Genomic DNA, 14,632 nt, shown 5'->3' with positions numbered 1-14,632 from the left:
GGTCACCGGCACTGACTTCATGGTGGACGCCGCGGACGGAGTGCGCCGGAGCCTGTGGATTACCGGCCGGTTGTGGAAAACTCCGTCACCGCCGCGTACCGCTCGCGCACCTCCCGGTAGCGCACCAGCTCCGCCGAGACCGGGTCCAGGACCCTGGCCCGTCCGCACGCGGCCGCCGCCTCGCGCAGCCGCCGTTCGGCGTCCTGCCCGTAGCGCCGGGCGGGCCCCCGGATGGCCGCCGCGCAGGACCACTCCACCAGCGGCCCGCCGACGACTCCGGCCAGCATGATCAGGGCGGGGGTGACGAGCCCGGGCTCCAGGACCCCGATGATCTGGCCGAGCAGCCACAGCCCGCCGAAGATCTGGATCAGCGTCATGGACGCCTGGACCAGTACGGCGGCGGGCCACCACTTCGGCCGGGGCGGCTTGGCCGGCCGCCCGCCGAGCGCCGCACCGGTCGCCGGGCCACCGCGGCCCGCCGAACCGGCGCGCCCGCCCCCGTAGGAAGCACCCGCGACCGTCCCGGAGGACGTCTCGGACGTCTTGTCCGAGCCCTTCCCTGAAGCCTTCCCCGCCTTCTTCCCGGACGACCTGCCCGAGCCCTTGGCAGGCCCCGCCCCCGCCTTCACCGCCAGCTCGTCCAGCGCCTCCGGCAGCCCCTTCGCCCCGGTGAACGCCGCCTCGCGCACCGCCTGGGCCCAGGGCGCGGGCAGCCCGTCGGCGGCGTCGTCCGCGACGATCCGGACCGCCTGCTCCACTCGCTGCCGGGCCGTCAGCTCCTCCTCCGGCGGGGCGAGCGCCTGGCCCATCCGGTCCAGGCTGCCCGGCAGCCCCCGGGACTCGTACCAGCGCCAGAGCCGCAGCCACGGCGTCCCGCAGGCGCGCCCCGCGTTCCGGCGCCACTCCCGCTCGGCGGCCTGCCCGGCGGCGGCCGCACCGACCGCCTCGGCCAGCCGGTCCGTGAACTCCTCGCGGGCCCGCTCCCCCAGCCCCGGCCGCCCCTCCGCCACGTACACGGGACGCAGCCGCGCCGCCGCCGCGTCCACGTCGGCGGAGAGCCGGCGGGTGGCCGCCGTACGGTCCTGGACGAACCGGCCGACCAGCTCCCGCAGTTCGGGCACCCCGTCGCCGGTCAGGGCGGAGAGGGACATGACGGTGGCGCCGGGTTCGCCGTGTTCGCCGAGGGCCATGCCGTCCTCGTCCAGGAGCCGGCGCAGGTCGTCGAGGACGAGTTCGGCGGCCTCGCCGGGGAGCCGGTCGATCTGGTTGAGGACGACGAAGGTGACCTCGGCATGGCCGGCGAGGGGGCGCAGATAGCGTTCGTGCAGGGCCGCGTCGGCGTACTTCTCCGGGTCCACCACCCAGATCACCGCGTCGACCAGCGCCAGCACCCGGTCCACCTGGTCCCGGTGGGCGGTCGCGGCGGAGTCGTGGTCGGGCAGGTCGACCAGGACGAGCCCCTGGAGCGCCTCGTCGGACGCGGCGGGCCCCGGGTGCGGCCTGCGGCGGAGGCGGCCGGGGATCGCGAGGCGGTCGAGCAGCCCCGCGGCCCCGTCGGTCCAGCTGCAGGCGATGGGCTGGGAGGTGGTGGGGCGGCGCAGCCCGGTGTCGGAGATCTGGGCCCCGGCGAGGGCGTTGAACAGGGTCGACTTCCCGCTCCCGGTGGCCCCCGCGATGGCGACGACCGTGTGCCGCGAGGAGAGCCGTTGCCGGGCGGCGGCCTCGTCCAGGACGCGTCCCGCCTCGGTGAGGGTGTCCCGGTCGAGCCGGGCCCGGGAGAGGCCGACGAGTTCGCGCAGGGCGTCCAGCCGGGTCGGCAGCGGCCCGCCGGAAGGGACGTACGCCTCGACCTGCGGACGTACGTCGTCCTCATCGGCGGCGGGAGCGGAGGCGGAGCCCGCACGGGAACGGCCCCGGCCCCCCGTACGGGAGTCGCCCCCTCCGGAACCGTCGCCCCGCCCGTCGACCGCGGCCGCGCGGCGGGCGATGAGCCCGTCGTCCCAGTGCCCGTCGTCCTTCCCGGGAGCCTCGGCCTCCTTCGGCCCGCCCGTGGCCGCCGTACCGTTTCCCTGGTTCTCGTCCGTGACGGCGGTCATCGCTGCCACCTCTCCTTCTGCATGACGGACAGTGCGGCGATCAGTTCGGCCTGCGGTTCGGGGGCGACGTCGAGCGCGTCGAGCGGGGCGAGGCGGCGGTCGCGTTCGCCGCCGAGCACCTGGTCCAGATAGGTCGTCAGCAGTTCGCCGCCCTTGTCGCGGAGGCGCAGGGCGCCCTGGGCGCCGATGCGTTCGGCGAGCTGCTCCCCGGCCGTACGGGCCCGCCGACCGCCGAGCAGGGCCGTGGCGAGCAGGGCGGCGACGCTCTCGGGGTCGGGCGCCACACTGCGTTCGAGCTGCCGCACCTCTTCCTCGGCCAGCTCCTCCAGAACCCGCCGCCACCGCCGTACGGCCACGGCGATCCGGCCCTCGATGTCCTCGACGGGCCCCCACCCCCCGGCCTCCCGCCCGGCGCCCTCGAACCGGAACACCCCGGCGGCGGGCTCGCGGCTCCACTGCGTACGGATCTGCGCGTCGGCGGCGGAGACCGCGCACTGGAGGAGGGCGATCAGGCTGTCCACCAGGGCTTCGAGGAGTTCGCCGGGGGCGCTGTAGAGGGGGTAGCCGCGCCAGCGGGTGCGCGCGTCCCCGGAGAGGACCGCTCCGCTCTGCAGCCGGCGCCGGATCCGGTCGGCCTCGTTGGCGTACGCGTCCTCGACGACACCGGTGAGCCGTACGGATGCGGCGTACTGCGCGGCGACGGCCGACGCCAGCGCGGGCATCCGGACGTTGAGCGACTCGATGAGCCCGGAGGCCGTACGCCCCACCGCCTGCTGCCGGGCGGCGGGGTCCTGGGCCCGGTGGGTGAGCCAGGCGCGCAGCGGGGCGACGGCGGTGGTGGGGAGCAGTCCGCTGCCGCCGCCCGCGGACTCGGGGAGTTCGGGGATGGTGAAACGGGGTACGTCCCCGAGCCCGGCGCGGGTCAGGAGCGCCGCGTACTGCCGGGAGACCTCGGCGATCACCTGGTGGGGGACCCGGTCGAGGACGGTGACGAGGGCGGCGTCGTACTCCTTGGCCGTACGCAGCAGATGCCAGGGCACCGCGTCGGCGTACCGGGAGGCGGTGGTGACCATCACCCAGACGTCGGCGGCGCAGATGAGTTCGGCGGCCAGGACCCGGTTGCGTACGACGAGGGAGTCGATGTCGGGGGCGTCGAGGATGGCGAGCCCGGGGGGCAGGCTGACGGCGGTCTCGATCCGCAGCACGTCGGCCTCGTCGTCCGCACCGGCGCCGAGGTCGTCGAGCCCGTCGGGGTCCCGGGGCCGGCCCGGCGGCAGCCAGATCCGGGTGAGCTGCGGGAGCACCCGTACGCCCGCGAACCAGTGGTGGTCGTCGGGGTGACAGACCAGCACGGGCGTGCGCGTGGTGGGCCGGAGCACCCCGGCCTCGCTGACCCGGCACCCCACGAGCGAGTTGACCAGCGTGGACTTCCCGGCCCCGGTGGACCCGCCGATCACGGCGAGCAGCGGGGCTTCGGGGTCCTTGAGCCGGGGCAGGAGGTAGTCGTCGAGCTGCGCGAGGAGTTCGACCCTGGTCTGCCGGGCGCGTTCGGCCCCCGGCAGCGGGAGTGGAAGACGCACGGCGGCGACACGGTCGCGCAGGGCGGAAAGTGCGTCGATGAGCTGAGGCCGTACGTCCATGGTCACCACATGCGAAGAATGCCCAATTTTGGTGCCCTTTTGAAGCTTATAGACCCCTCTGCGCGGCGGTTCCACTCTCCGGACAGCGCCCGGACGGGCGCCCGGGCGGACTCCGGACAGACTCCTGACCGACCCTGGACGGACTCCGGACAAGCGGGACGAGTGGGGCGCAGGCATAACGAGTGCACAACACCCGGCCCGCATGACGCGAAAAGCTATGCACGATCCGCACTCACCTGCGATTATCGGTTCGCTTCACCGAACCTCCACATCGTGCCACGCAGGTGAAGCAACCGGGTCCAGGCGATCGGAGCCCTATCCTTGTCCCGGCACGGCCACGGAACCACCCGATCAGGGCTCCCGGCCCCCGTAGCTCAGTGGATAGAGCAGGCGCCTTCTAAGCGCTTGGCCGCAGGTTCGAGTCCTGCCGGGGGCGCACCGACCGCACGACCGTGAGGCCCTCCGCACCGGAGGGCCTTTTCGCTGATCGGGGCAGGTTAGCGGGGCGGGGCGCAGTGACGACGTAAAGGGGGAGCGGCGGCTTCGCCGACCGAGTCGACGCCAACGTGCAGGGCCCGGCAGTTCGCACCGCCCGGGAGACCCCCGCTTCCGCGAACTGCTGCGGCAAGGAGCACCCATCATATCCCGGAAGTAGCCAGGGCCCCATAGGTTGCGGATGCCCGCATCCGCCCAACACACCCGACCCCGGACTTCACAACGCGAGCAGTTCGGCCTCTCCCTCGAAAGCTTTGACGAACGCGCCACGAAGGGAGGGGTCGACTGCGAAAGCCTCCTGGAGGATGCCTACGCAGTGCGCCACTTCCGATCGCCGCCCCAGCTTCGAGGCGGCGCTCAGGGCCAGACCGCAGGTCGCTGCCCGCTCATATGGGGTCAGGGCAGTGCCGCCGATTTCCAGCGACTGCATGGCGTGCCGGAGAGACTCATCCCAGTTCTCGATGACCTCATATTCACGGGCCAGCACTTGATGCGCGGAGGCCACTGCCTTCACATCGCCGAGGAGCATCATCGTTTCGATCGCGGCAGCTGCTCCCTCCACCGCCTCCTCGATCCTCCCGTCCTCGAACAGGATGGGAATGTGGGAGATCATGGCCTTGGCCAGCCTCTGATCGTCACCGAGCCGAGCGAAGACGGACCGAGCCGTCATCGAGTACTCAATCGCCTCACTTTTTCTACCGAGCCGATGAAGAGCCTCTGCAGCGTTGCTGCGGGCAAGCGCCTCGCCCGAAAATACCAGACAGCGCGAGAGCGAGTCCGACCACACGCTCCGGGGCGTCATAGGATTCAGCAACACCCAAGGCCGCCACCGCGTTCAGAAATTCCGAATCCACCCAGGCTGCCGCCGTCTCGATCGAGTCGATCTCAGCACTTCCACTGTCCGGAAGCTCAACCTCGAACACGCCCCCCAGAGTAGACTGGACCTTCAGCGCGGACCTTTGAAGCCAGGTGAGCATACGCCGCCTGTCCCCCTGGACGCGGTCGGCCGGGCCCTTCTCCATCTTCTCTCGCGAGAAAACTTTCAGCAGGTCGTGAAACCTGAATCTTCCCGGCACTTCCGACTGCTCGACAAGATTTGCATCCACCAGCTTCCGCAGCATCTTCGCTGCCTGTCGGACCTCGAACACCGACACGGCCGAGCAGATACCCGTTCCAAAATCGGCGCCCGGCACATGGGAGAGGCTCTTAAAGGTATTCCGTGCCCCTTTGCCCATCTTTCGATAGGAGAGATTGAAAGCCGCCCGGACCGCCAGGTCATCGGCTTTCAGCGCTTCGAGTCGGTCACGCTCGTCACGCAACTCCCGAGCGAGGTCCGACATGCGCATATTGCAAGTGGAATGTAGTCGGATCGCAGCGATACGCAGGGCGAGAGGAAGATGTCCGCAGAACTCGGCGACGCGCTGCGCATCGCGCGGCTCTCGGTCGACTGCATCTTCGCCGACCACCTTCCTCATGAAATCGAGCGATGCCGAGGTGGGGAACATCTCAAGATCGCACCGGTGAACAGACTCCAGGCCTATCAGCCTGTTCCTACTCGTCACCAGAACCAGAGACCCGGCACCGGGTGGGAGCAACGTCCGGACCTGCTTTTTGTCAGCGGCGTTGTCAAGGACGATCAGTAGGGAGCGGCCCGTGACTGTCCGCCGGTAGGCATCCAGGCGAAGGCAAGTATCACCAGGAATTTCCGTCTCCGGCATCCCCAGCGCCTGCATGAAGCGAGCCATGATCTCTTCCGGCAGCGCCGGTCGCTCATCGACTCCACGCAGATCCGCGTAGAGTTCCCCATCCTCGTAGGCCACCCCCATCCGATGGGCAAGGTGCACAGCCAGGCAGGTCTTCCCGACCCCGGGTTTCCCCGTCACTACCGCCGTAACGGAGTGCTGGCCATGCCTGCCCACGAGCGCCTCACGCTCGATGACCTGGATTTCGGAGGCACGCCCGGTGAAGTCGGGCACTCCAGGCGGAAGATTCCGAGCTCGCGCGGCGGGAGGGGGCTCGTCGCAACGCACAGTCAGGTTAAAGGTGTTGTGCATGGTTGGGTTCGTGATGATAGGCGCCATGGCGTCTCCCCCGACGGCGACAGCGGCCTCGCCGCCCGCCTCGGTGGCCGGCGGCCGGTCCCACCTCATGAAGTACCACCCGAGCCGTGGGCGACATCCGTCTCGATGACAGCCCGCGCCTCTCCTCCTACCGCCACAGCACCTGCCGCGGTTGCCGAAACCCCCTGGTCGACCGGGCCGCCCGCTGTGCCCGCAACGCCGACAACCTTGGTGGAGATGCGCTCGTGCGAGGAACCTCCGACCGCGACCGCGCCTGTGGCTGTGGCTCTGACCACCGGAGGCGAATCCTCCGGCGAGGCACCCCGGTGGAGGTAGACCTGCGGCACAACGCCGAAGAGAACCAAGACAGCCAGAGCAGCCCACCAAGCACCCGACGGATTGTCCGTCACGACGTTGGTGACCATCCCGGTCGCGGCAGCAATTACCCCTGCCATGACCATCGCGGCCACTCGTCCAACTCTTGCGGACATCCAACTCGCATTCCATGCTACCGAGAACCGAATGCCAGGTCCTGCTTGCATCCCCAACACTCGAATAGACTTCTCGAACACCTATACAGAACGCCAAGTCTGCACACCGGCAAGACCATACCTTCGACAGGCGAGAAGCATTCCCTTGCCCCGGCTTCGCCACCGGAGAAGCCGGACAGCGCCTGCAAAGCACAGTCCCGGGAAATCGATCCGCAGTCAAGCAGAATGATCGGCCGACACCTCAGGGTTACACTCTTCCTCTCATCTTTCTTTATTATCAAGCGAATTGACGGAGTCTCCGGGCTCCTCCCCGGTGGAATCAGCCGCACGCGCCCCAAACCATGCGGGCAGGGACGTGGGCCTCACGCGTCCCGCCGTCGGAGCAGGAGCAGGGCGGCCAGGGTGAGGGCCGTCGTGCAGGCTGTGACCAGGAGCAGGGAGGGCCAGGGGCCCAGGCTGCCCACCGTGTCGGCGGTGGCGTCCGAGGTCTGGGTGAGCTTCTCCAGGGCCGCCGTCGGGGAGAGGCCGGCAATCCAGCGTTCGGCGTCTCCGAAGAGCGGGCCGAAGAGGGACGGCAGGAGCAGGACGCCGATCACCGTGGTGACCGCGCCCGCCGAGTGGCGTACGAGGGTGCCGACCGCGAGGCCGAGCACCGCCGCCACCGCGAAGGACGCGGCGATGCCGAACAGGGCCGGTAGCGGCTCCCCCTGGGCGTAGCGGCCGTCCGGCAGCATCGCGCTCCCGACGACGTACGCGGCCGAGCAGGAGAGCAGGGCCAGGACATACATCACGGCCGCCACCAGGGCCGCCTTCGCCGCGAGCACCGTGCCTCGGCGGGGGACCGCGGCGAACGTCGTACGGATCGTGCCGCTGCTGTACTCCCCCGTGACCACCAGCGCCCCCACCACCGCCGCCAGCATCTGGGCGACGACGGAGAGCGTGAGGCTGCCGCCGAGGACCGTGTCGTCGGGTTGCAGGCTGCCGGTGGCCGCCACGAACACCGCGCCCAGGACGGGAAGTGCGACGGTCGCCGCCGTCGTCCACACCGTCGAGCGCACGCTGCGGAACTTGATCCACTCGTAGGACAGGGCCTGGGACGCGAGAGCCGGGGTCGTCGGTGTCGCCGTCGGTGTCGTCGTCGTTGTCATCGGACTGGATCCTTCCGGTTCTGGACAGAGGTGCGGTACTCCACCGACGACTGCGACAGCGCCGTGTAGACCTCCTCCAACGAGGAGTGCGTGGAAGTGAGTTCGTGGAGGGCGAGCCCGTGGTCGCGGGCCAGGTTCCCGATCGTGGCCGCGTCCGGGCCGTCCACCCGCCAGCCGCCCGTGGCGTCCAGCCGGACCCGGGCGCCCGCCGCTTCCAGCAGCGCGCGGAGCCGGTCCGGTTCGGGGGAGCGTACGAGCGTATGGGCGCGGGAGTTGGTCTCGATGAAGTCGCGCATGGTGGTGTCCGCGATGAGCCGGCCCTGGCCGATCACGATGAGGTGGTCGGCGGTCAGCTCCATCTCGCTCATGAGGTGGCTGGAGAGGAAGACCGTACGGCCCTGGGCCGCCAGGGACTTCATCAGCTCCCGGATCCAGCGGATGCCCTCGGTGTCCAGTCCGTTGACCGGTTCGTCGAGGATCAGCACCTCCGGGTCCCCGATGAGCGCCGCCGCGATGCCCAGGCGCTGGCCCATGCCGAGCGAGAAGCCCTTGGTGCGTCTGCGGGCCGTCGCGGCGGGCAGGCCGACCAGGTCGAGCACCTCGTCGACGCGGCGGCGCGGGAGGCCGTTGCTCGCGGCGAGCCCGGCCAGGTGGTGGTAGGCCGAGCGGCCGCCGTGGACGCTCTTGGCGTCGAGCAGCGAGCCGGCCTCGCGGAGCGGTACGGGCAGGTCGCGGTAGGCCTTGCCGCCTACGGTGACCCGTCCCCCGGTCGGGGAGTCCAGGCCCAGGATCAGCCGCATGGTGGTCGACTTCCCGGCACCGTTCGGGCCGAGGAAACCGGTCACCCGGCCGGGGCGGACGGTGAACGAGAGCCGGTCGACGGCGGTCCGCTCGCCGTAGCGTTTGGTGAGTTCCGTTGCTTCGATCATGCGGCCGACGCTACGAGCGGGGCGCGGTGGGCGAATCCCTCGATGGGAGTCGGGGGGTACTCCCGGTGGAGTACGAACCGTTTCTCCCCGTCCCGCTTCTCTCAGTGCTCGCCCGGTCTCACCAGGCCCGTTTCGTACGCCAGCACCACCAGCTGGGCCCGGTCCCGGGCACCCAGCTTCGTCATCGTCCGGCTGACGTGGGTCTTCGCCGTCAGCGGGCTCATGATCAGTGCACGGCCGATCTCCTCGTTGGACAGCCCGGCGGCGACCAGCGCCATCACCTCGCGCTCCCGGCCGGTGAGGACCGCGAGCCGTTCGGCGCCCGCCGCCTCGGGGGCCTTCAGCCGGGCGAACTCCTCGATCACCCGGCGGGTGACGGCCGGGTCGAGCAGGCCGCGCCCCTCGGCCACCGTGCGGATCGCGGCGCGCAGGTCGTCCGGCTCGATGTCCTTGAGCAGGAAGCCCGCGGCTCCGTGGCGCAGGGCCTCGAAGACGTACGCGTCGACCCGGTACGTGGTCAGCATGACCACCCGGACCCCGTCCAGCGAGCGGTCCCCGGCGATCCGGCGGGTGGCCTCCAGGCCGTCGACGCCGGGCATCCGGATGTCCATCAGGACCACGTCCGGGCGGGTCGTGCGGACCGCCTCCACCGCGCGGGCGCCGTCGGCCGCCTCCGCGACCACCACCAGGTCGTCGGTGAGGTCGAGCAGGGCGCGGAATCCGGCCCGTACGACGGTCTGATCATCGGCGAGGACCACGCGTACGGTCACGGCCTCGCCCTCCCTTCGGTGCGCCGTGCCGTCATGGGGGCGTTCCCTCCGTCGGACGTAACCGTCATGAGGACGCTCCCTCCCTCGGACGCAGCCGTCATGAGGACGCTCCCCCCGTCGGCAGTACCGCGTGGACGCGGAAGCCGCCGCCCGGCACCGGGCCGTACGTGAGCGTCCCGCCCACCGCCAGCACCCGCTCCCGCATGCCGATCAGCCCGTAGCCCTCGCCGGTGGCGGGCTCGGGGCGAGGGGGGCCGTCGTCCACGATCTCGATCTCCAGGCGGGTGTCCGCGCCGGTCAGCGAGAGCGCGACCCGCTCGGCCCCGGAGTGCTTCACCACGTTGGTCAGCGCCTCCTGCACGATGCGGTACGCGGTCGTCTCGACGACCCCCGGGTACGCCCCGCCCGACGGCTCCCGGCGCAGTGTGACCCGTACGCCGCCCGCCTCGACCCCCTCCAGCAGCCCGGGCAGCTCGTCCAGGCGGGGCGCCGGGGCGGTGGGCTCGGTCTCGCGCAGGACGGACAGGGTGGCGCGCAGCTCCCGTACGGCCTCCTTCCCGGAGGCGCGCACCTGGGTCATCGCGCGGCGCGACACCTCCGGGGCCGTGTCCAGCGCATCGAGCGCCACCCCGGCCTGCACGGTCATCGCGGACACCGTGTGGGCGAGGATGTCGTGGATCTCCCGGGCGACCCGCACCCGCTCCTGGCGGACCCGGCGAGCGGCCTCCCGCTCCCGTTCCGCCTCCGCCCGCTCGGCCCGGGCCGCGTACTCCGCGAGCAGCTCCCGCCGGGTCCGTACCGCCTCGCCCAGCAGCAGCGGGACCAGCGGCCAGATCATCTCCAGCACCGGCAGACCCTGCGGGTTGACCACGTCCCGGCCCACGATCAGGGCAACCACCCCCGAGACGACCGCGGCCGTCACCCCGGTCCACAGGGTGCGGCGGCGGTCACCGAGGACGGCCACCGTGTACAGCGCCACGATGACGGGCAGGTTCAGCAGCTCACCGATGTGCCCGTACAGCGCCCATCCGGCGCACGCGGCCCCGGTCACACACGCCACCGGAACGGGCCGGCGGCGGCGGACGGCCAGTGCCGCCAGCGAGACGGCGAACAGGGCCCAGCTGAGCGCGTCGGCCTGCCGGTAGCCGGGGTCGTTCACCGCCAGGTCGGGCGCGGTGAACAGGCCCACCACCGCCACCACCAGCAGATCCGCGGCGAGCGGCGGCAGGGCGCGCGCCCGGGCGGCGAGGCGGTCGAAGGTCGTCACCCCTTCACGGTAGGAGCCGGGGGCGCCGGGCGCATACGCCGACGGGAGTACGTACCCCCGGGCGCGCGCCGCCTTTCCCCGCGCCCACCCGGCGCCGGAACCTCCGCCCCACCCCGCCGGAAGTTCCGCCCCCGTCCCGGCACCGGACGTCCCCGCCCCCGCCCCGGCGTCGGCACTTCCGCCCCAGCCGTCCTCCGTGCCTCCCTAAGCGGAATCCGTCGCACAAGGGTGGCGGGCCGACGAAACGTTCGGTAAGGGACGACGTTCAGGGCCGCGCAAGAACGGGCAAATCGATCCTGTACGGCCCGTAGGCGGAATCCGCCACAGGGCGCCCCCCACCTCTCCGCAAACCCGTTCGGGCGAGCGCCACTTCGGCGTGCCGTCCGACACCCCGTCCTGCCCGCCGCCCCTCGAACATTTCCCGCACACCCCCCGTACATCCCTGCGAACACCTGCACCGCCGGGAAAGGAGCGCCACGATGGCGACGCCACTGTCCGCCGACAAGCTGCTCAAAGCCCTCCGCGACGAAGGCCTTCAGGTCGTCGAGCACCGGAGCTGGCGAACCAACAACCGGAATCACAAGGGGCCCTGGGGCCCGACGCACGGCGTCATGATCCACCACACCGTCACCTCGGGCACCGCGTCCTCGGTCGAGCTCTGCTACAACGGCCACTCCGCCCTCCCCGGCCCCCTCTGCCACGGGGTCATCGCCAAGGACGGGACCGTCCATCTCGTGGGGAACGGGCGCGCCAACCACGCCGGGCTCGGCGACGACGACGTGCTCCGTGCCGTCATCGCGGAGAAGGCCCTGCCGCCGGACAACGAGGCCAACACCGACGGCAACCGGTACTTCTACGGCTTCGAGTGCGTCAACCTCGGGGACGGGAAGGACCCCTGGCCCGCCGCCCAGCTGCTGGCGATCGAGCGCGCCGCCGCAGCCGTCTGCCGGGCGCACGGCTGGGGCGAGCGGTCGGTGATCGGGCACCTGGAGTGGCAGCCGGGCAAGGTCGACCCGCGCGGCTTCACCATGAGTTCGATGCGCACCAGGATCGGGAAGCGGCTGGGCGGCGCGCCGGACGGACCCTCCCGGCCGCCGAGACCGACGTACGAGCCGTTCCCGGGAGCCTCGTTCTTCACGGTGGGCCGCAACAGCCCGGTCATCACCGCGATGGGCAGGCGCCTGGTGGCCGAGGGCTGCGGCCGCTACACCGTGGGCCCCGGCCCCTCCTGGTCGACCGCCGACCGGAACTCGTACGCGGCCTGGCAGCGCAAGCTCGGCTACACGGGCACCGACGCGGACGGCATCCCGGGCAGGACCAGCTGGGACCGGCTCAAGGTGCCCAACGTGTGAGCCGGGCCGACGGGTCGTTCACAGCGCGATGGCCAGCAGGGCGCAGGCCACCAGCACGAACGCGGTGCGGACCTGGTGGAAGGTGTTCCAGCGGGGTTCGAAGGCCTTACGGGCGGCGGTGTCGTCGCCGCCCGCCGACTTCGCGAGCGCGTTGTTGAGCGGGATGTTCCCGGCGATCGTGACCAGGTGGCCGGCGACCACACAGACGAGCGCCCCTGCGAGCGCGGGGCCCGCCACCTCGTCGTGCTCACCGAGCCCGGTGAGGAGCGCGGCGGCGGGCAGGGCGACCACGGCGAGGAAGAGGACGAGGAAGGCGGGCCCCGGGACCTTCTCGTTGAACTTCCGCATCGCCGCCGTGAACTGCTGATCCGGCAGTTCGGCCAGGCCGGGCATGACCGCGATCAGGAACGCCAGCATGAAGCCCGCGTAGAGGCCGGTCACGATCACGGAGAGCACCAGGAGCAGGGAGGTCATGGCGGCCATCATGACCGGCAACGGGTTTTCGCACAGACGCATTTCGCACAGACGAACTTGGCGCGACCGTATGCCCCCGCAGCCGGACCTCGTACAGCCGCATTCCGTACGGTCGCGTCCCGCCACAGTCGTGTTCCGTACGGTCGCGTTCCGTACGGTCGCACGAACGCCCCCACCGGCCCGGTGAGTTACCGGCTCAGCCGATCTCCCCCTCGCCCCCGTCGCCTCCCTCGTCCTCCGGAGCCCTGCCGTTCCGGAGCGCCTCCGCCTGGCCGATCGCCGTCGCCAGCTTCCGTACGGAGTCGTCGTCGGTCTCGGCCGCCAGCTTCTTGGCACGGGAAGTCAGGTCGCGGAGTGCGGGGGTGCCGGGCAGGTCGCCGCCGCGCAGGGTGTCGGCGAAGTAGGCGGCGACGGCGGCCACCTGGAGCCGCTGCGGGGCGGCGCCCCACAGCGTGCCCTCGATCGCCCCGGTCCGCACCGTGCCGCTCTCCTCGTACGCCTTGCGGGTCTCGGGGTCGAGCCAGCGGACGGTCGCCTTGGCCACCTCCCCGGACGCCCCTTCGCGCAGCCGTACGGCATAGAGCGCGGTCACCGTGTGGCCGGGGCCGACCTCGCCGCCGTCGACGCTGTCGTCGCGGAAGTCCTCGTCGGCGACCTTGCGGTTCTCGTAGCCGATCAGCCGGAACTGCTTCACGGTCTTCCGGTCGAACGCCACCTGGGCCTTGGCGTCGCGCGCCCGAAGCTGGATGTGGGCGGGGAGCTGGTCGACGAAGACCTTGCGGGCCTGCTCCTCGTCACCGACGTACGTGGTGTGGCCGTCGCCCTTGTTGGTGAGCCGCTCCATGAACGCGTCGCCGTACTCGCTGCCGACGCCGACGCCGAAGAGCGTGATGCCGTACTCGCGGCGGGCGGAGTCGATCCGCTCCAGGATGTTCTCGGCCTTGGTGTCCCCGGTGTTGGCGAGGGCGTCGGAGAGCAGCACCACCCGGTTGTTGACGCCCTCGCGGTGGCCCTTAACCGACTCCTCGTAACCGCGCATGATTCCCGCCTCCACATTGGTGGAGCGGGCGGGCCGCATCTCGTCCACCGCGTCCCGGATCTTGTTCCGGTTGCCCTTGAGGCGGGTCATCGGCAGCCGGGTCTCGGCCTTGTCGCTGAAGGTGACCAGGGAGACGGAGTCGTCGTCGCGGAGTTCGTCGGTGAGGATGTTCAGGGACTTCCGGACCAGCTCCAGACGGCCGGGGCCGGCCATGGAGCCGGAGATGTCGACGACGAACGTGAGCGAGGCGGGCGGCCGTTCGCTGCTCGGCGGGGCCGCCTTGGTCGCCAGTCCGACGCGGAGCAGCGACCAGTCGGAGGGGCCGGAGGCGGTGGAGATACCGGAACCGGCGGGGATCCGGGCTCCGTCGACCGTGACGGAGAAGCCGTTGCCCTTCGGGCGCTCGTACCCCTGCTTGAAGCTGTTGACGAACTCCTCGGGCCGGATGTCCGCCGCGTCCGGCAGCCTGCCGTTGCCGAGGGTGGTGCGCGCGTAGCCGTAGCTCGCGGTGTCCACGTCCAGGGCGAAGGTGGAGAGGTAGTCGGGGGCGGCGGGGTCAGGCACGGCCTTGTCGGCGCCCTCCTCGGACGGCCGGTTCCGTTCCGGCGCCGCGACGTCCGGTGCGGGCTGCCCGCCGCCGGTCGTCCCCTGCGGGGGGCGTGCGCCGGAGCGCTTGTCGGCGGCGGTGCCCTCCGACGTCCCCTCACCACTGCATGCGGTGAGCAGCATTCCGCCCGCGAGCAGAAGCGCCACCGCGCCTGCCCGGCCCCCTGCCCAGGCCCCCGCCCGTGCCCCCGTCGTTCGCCTGCCGCTTCGCTGGTGCATCCGTAACCCCCACGTCATCACGGTGCCGAGTCCTTTCTCCGACACC

The 14,632-nt window shown here is 71.4% G+C and carries 12 protein-coding genes and 1 tRNA gene; 2 read left to right on the top strand and 11 right to left on the bottom strand.

From position 1 onward, the window contains the following. Positions 1-59: 59 nt before the first annotated feature. Together DJ476_RS23470 and DJ476_RS23465 are read right to left on the bottom strand one after the other, a co-directional pair. A complete protein-coding gene (locus tag DJ476_RS23470) occupies positions 60-2,096 on the bottom strand; it encodes a YfjP family GTPase (RefSeq protein ID WP_112491488.1) in 2,037 nt (678 codons plus the stop codon). Continuing rightward, positions 2,093-3,736: a dynamin family protein gene (locus DJ476_RS23465; protein ID WP_112491487.1), complete on the bottom strand. Its 1,644-nt coding sequence runs from the start codon at positions 3,734-3,736 to the stop codon at positions 2,093-2,095. Before DJ476_RS23465 ends, DJ476_RS23470 begins: the two co-directional genes overlap by 4 nt. Positions 3,737-4,099: 363 nt before the next feature. On the opposite strand from DJ476_RS23465, the gene DJ476_RS23460 reads away from it, so the two are divergent. After that, positions 4,100-4,172 (top strand) — tRNA-Arg (locus DJ476_RS23460). Between the two features lie 276 nt (positions 4,173-4,448). Here the strand turns inward: DJ476_RS23460 and DJ476_RS23455 are convergent. The 7 genes from DJ476_RS23455 to DJ476_RS23430 form a co-directional block, all read right to left on the bottom strand. Next, the gene (locus DJ476_RS23455; protein ID WP_112491486.1) at positions 4,449-4,901 is read right to left on the bottom strand and encodes a hypothetical protein; all 453 of its coding nucleotides are present in this window, start codon (positions 4,899-4,901) and stop codon (positions 4,449-4,451) included. Between the two features lie 25 nt (positions 4,902-4,926). Beyond that, positions 4,927-6,207: an NB-ARC domain-containing protein gene (locus tag DJ476_RS23450; protein ID WP_162638782.1), complete on the bottom strand. Its 1,281-nt coding sequence runs from the start codon at positions 6,205-6,207 to the stop codon at positions 4,927-4,929. Positions 6,208-6,377: 170 nt separating this feature from the next. Continuing rightward, on the bottom strand, positions 6,378-6,761 hold the full coding sequence (locus tag DJ476_RS34625) for a hypothetical protein (RefSeq protein WP_162638780.1): 384 nt from the start codon (positions 6,759-6,761) through the stop codon (positions 6,378-6,380). A 383-nt stretch (positions 6,762-7,144) separates the two neighbouring features. After that, positions 7,145-7,930, bottom strand: coding sequence for an ABC transporter permease subunit (locus tag DJ476_RS23445; RefSeq protein WP_112491482.1), 786 nt, complete (start codon positions 7,928-7,930; stop codon positions 7,145-7,147). Next, positions 7,927-8,859, bottom strand: coding sequence for an ABC transporter ATP-binding protein (locus DJ476_RS23440; protein ID WP_103418060.1), 933 nt, complete (start codon positions 8,857-8,859; stop codon positions 7,927-7,929). The genes DJ476_RS23445 and DJ476_RS23440 overlap by 4 nt, the downstream gene beginning before the upstream one ends. A gap of 101 nt (positions 8,860-8,960) precedes the next feature. Further along, the gene (locus DJ476_RS23435) at positions 8,961-9,629 is read right to left on the bottom strand and encodes a response regulator (RefSeq protein WP_103418059.1); all 669 of its coding nucleotides are present in this window, start codon (positions 9,627-9,629) and stop codon (positions 8,961-8,963) included. Between the two features lie 97 nt (positions 9,630-9,726). Further along, the gene (locus DJ476_RS23430; RefSeq protein ID WP_103418058.1) at positions 9,727-10,896 is read right to left on the bottom strand and encodes a sensor histidine kinase; all 1,170 of its coding nucleotides are present in this window, start codon (positions 10,894-10,896) and stop codon (positions 9,727-9,729) included. A 479-nt stretch (positions 10,897-11,375) separates the two neighbouring features. Between DJ476_RS23430 and DJ476_RS23425 the strand changes: the two genes are divergently transcribed. Next, positions 11,376-12,248: a peptidoglycan-binding protein gene (locus DJ476_RS23425; RefSeq protein WP_103418057.1), complete on the top strand. Its 873-nt coding sequence runs from the start codon at positions 11,376-11,378 to the stop codon at positions 12,246-12,248. 18 nt (positions 12,249-12,266) lie between these two features. On the opposite strand, the gene DJ476_RS23420 is transcribed toward DJ476_RS23425, so the two are convergent. Together DJ476_RS23420 and DJ476_RS23415 are read right to left on the bottom strand one after the other, a co-directional pair. Beyond that, a complete protein-coding gene (locus DJ476_RS23420) occupies positions 12,267-12,734 on the bottom strand; it encodes an anthrone oxygenase family protein (protein ID WP_112491481.1) in 468 nt (155 codons plus the stop codon). 184 nt (positions 12,735-12,918) lie between these two features. Next, entirely contained in the window at positions 12,919-14,490 is a 1,572-nt protein-coding gene (locus DJ476_RS23415; protein WP_112491480.1) for a vWA domain-containing protein, read from the bottom strand. Between the last annotated feature and the right edge of the window lie 142 nt (positions 14,491-14,632).

The sequence above is a fragment of the Streptomyces bacillaris genome (assembly GCF_003268675.1).
Lineage (GTDB): Bacteria > Actinomycetota > Actinomycetes > Streptomycetales > Streptomycetaceae > Streptomyces > Streptomyces bacillaris.
The sequence above is the reverse complement of the archived record's forward strand: the minus strand, read 5'-3'. Positions and strand labels throughout refer to the sequence as shown.